The sequence below is a fragment of the Schlesneria sp. genome (assembly GCF_036405755.1).
Lineage (GTDB): Bacteria > Planctomycetota > Planctomycetia > Planctomycetales > Planctomycetaceae > Schlesneria > Schlesneria sphaerica.
Genome location: NZ_DASWWZ010000334.1, coordinates 1 through 2,510, shown reverse-complemented (window position 1 = coordinate 2,510; position 2,510 = coordinate 1). Strand labels below are relative to the sequence as shown.

Sequence of the window (2,510 nt, the reverse complement as noted above, 5' to 3'; positions counted from 1 at the left end):
GACATGGGTTCGGACGCTACGTCGCTGATGGTGACCAATGGCAAGAAGATCTGGATTCGCAATATGCCGGTGGGTGGGAACCACTTTACCCGGGCATTGACGAAGGAAATGAAGCTGACGTTCGCCAAGGCCGAACACCTCAAGTGCAACGCCACGAAAGCACCCGATCCGCGAGCCGTGTTTCAGGCCTTGCGTCCTGTCTTCAACGACTATGTCTCTGAGATTCAACGTTCGATCGGCTTTTTCTCAAGCGTGAATCGCAGTGCGAAAATTTCCCGCCTGATCGGCGTCGGAAACGGGTTCCGTCTTGCCGGTCTGCAGAAGTTTCTCCAGCAGAACCTCCAATACGAAGTTGAACGTGTCGATACGTTCCAGGCAGCCGTGGGTGACAATGTCCTCAACGCTCCCCTGTTCCAGGAAAACCTGCTGACATTCTGCGTCCCGTATGGTCTGGCGCTTCAGTGTCTGAATCTGACTGACATCCACACCACGCTGCTTCCCCCGGAAATCGCGACTGCACGTCTGATTCGCCGCAAAAAGCCTTGGGCTGTCGCCACGGCGGCCACATTGCTGCTGGGATTGGCGACTTCCGCTGCCGGTTTTGGCAACGTCCTGCAGTCCGTCAGCACCACACGCTTTGGTGAGGCGGAAGCAGAAGCAGAAAAAATCAGTAAGGAAGCGAGTAAACTCCGTTCCGACTACGAAGGGGAAGAGGGGAAGAACAAATCCCTGAAAGCCTCAGGGGATGTTCTGGTCCGCTCATTGGACACGCGGGAACAGTGGCTGGAAGTCTACAAGGCGATCGATGAATGTCTGCCACGAGACACGGATAACCAGCTCGATGAAATGAACATGGCTCTGCGCGATCGGATTTCGATTCGCAGTATTACCACCAAGAAATACAGTGACCTCGGTTCGTGGTTCAGCGAACCGGCAATCGCAGCGGAAGAAGGTGAAGCGAAACTCTACTTCCGTGAAGACAAGGATCCGGACAACGCATCCAAGTTCGATGATAAAATTGCGAATCCTGATTACGAAATTAACGACCGGTCGGTGGGTCCCACCGGCGAGGGCTACGTCTTTACACTGCATGGGATTCACTACCACCACGAGGACAAAAACCCCAAGGGACGTGGTGCAACCTATGTGGATGTCAAATTCCTGAAGAATTTGCAGAGTTGGACGGTTAAACGAGAAGACCCCTCGGGCGGTCCTCTTGTCGAGACGCCCGTTCGGTTGATCGGGATTACGCATGCCACGATGCCCGAGGCAACCGCGTCCACGCCAATTCTGTTCACTCCCAACCGAAAACCACAGTCCCGCAACAGCTTTGGAGGAGGAGCAGCACCCTTTGGTGCACCGGCAGGTGCAGCATTCGGCGGCCCTGCAGGATTCCCCGGCGGTGCTACGGGATATGCTCCGAACGCAGGTCGGTTGCAAAGCGAAGATGATGGTTCGGAAAAGTCCATCACTCTGCAGCGAACAGTATTCAAGGTCGTGTTTGCCTGGAAGCCAACGCCACTTGACCAACGTAAACCCTGGCCTCCCGAGCAAACCGGCACTCCAACCAATTCTGAATCGACGGGTGCAACGGAAGAGCAGTAAGGTTAATTCCTTACGGCAACGGATCGTTCCAGACCAGACCGCCTTACGCACAACATCGAATTGCAGACTGTCAGTTTTCCGAGAAGGTAGAAATCATGGAAGCCCTCGAACCCGTCCTGAAACAGAAGTTTTGGATTCTGCTGGGCATCGGACTATTGATGACGTTCTTTGGCTGGTGGAGCGGAACGGGCAAGACGGCCGCTGCGATTGCGGAACGGACTTCAAAAATTGAAGCCGCCAACACCAGTATCCCAACGGCCGACATTCCAAACGAGGTCTGGACCAAGCGACTGGCCGAGGTCAATGGGAAACAGGAATCGTCCATCAAGTCGACCCAGTTAGGGCTCTGGAAGCGCCAGCAGGAACGGATGGTGCTTCCAGCCGGCCTGCCTCACGTCGAATACGATGAAAAGCTCAAGAACGAAGAGCGAGAACTCTTCCGCGATGCTTATGTTGAAGAAGTGACCCGCGTCTGGAAGACGCTTAACCCGATGGATGCCGATGGAACTGGGGTCGTCAATTTTCCCATTCAGTCCATGTTCCGATTGATGAACCAGAAGCCGTGGACGAAGGCACCCCCTAAATCAGAAATCATCTGGGAAGTGATGGAAGATCTGTGGTTGCTGGAAGGACTTTTCCAGTCAATCACAGAGGCCAACGGAGGTCCTGATGCTGGGCGTGCTGAAGCCTGTGTTCACCAGATTGACGTTCTTGAACTGCGCGGAGGTGGTGAAAAACCCTCTCTGGGGGGCTCGGGAGGGGGTTCCGACGACGGCAGCATGGCCGGATTCGGCGGTGCTGCCGGGATGGGAATGATGGGCGGCATGGGAATGCGAGGGGGCGGCGGCGATATGGGTGCAACAGGCGGAATGGCCGGTATGCCCGGAGGGGGCGCAGCGGCAGTT

At 55.5% G+C, this 2,510-nt stretch carries 2 protein-coding genes; both read left to right on the top strand.

The features are described 5' to 3' along the window. A partial coding sequence (gene pilM / locus VGE80_RS11605; RefSeq protein WP_440592785.1) for a pilus assembly protein PilM occupies positions 1 to 1,605 on the top strand: 1,605 nt, incomplete at its 5' end. A 95-nt stretch (positions 1,606 to 1,700) separates the two neighbouring features. Further along, positions 1,701 to 2,510: hypothetical protein (locus VGE80_RS11600; RefSeq protein WP_440592784.1), on the top strand; the 810-nt coding region annotated here is incomplete at its 3' end.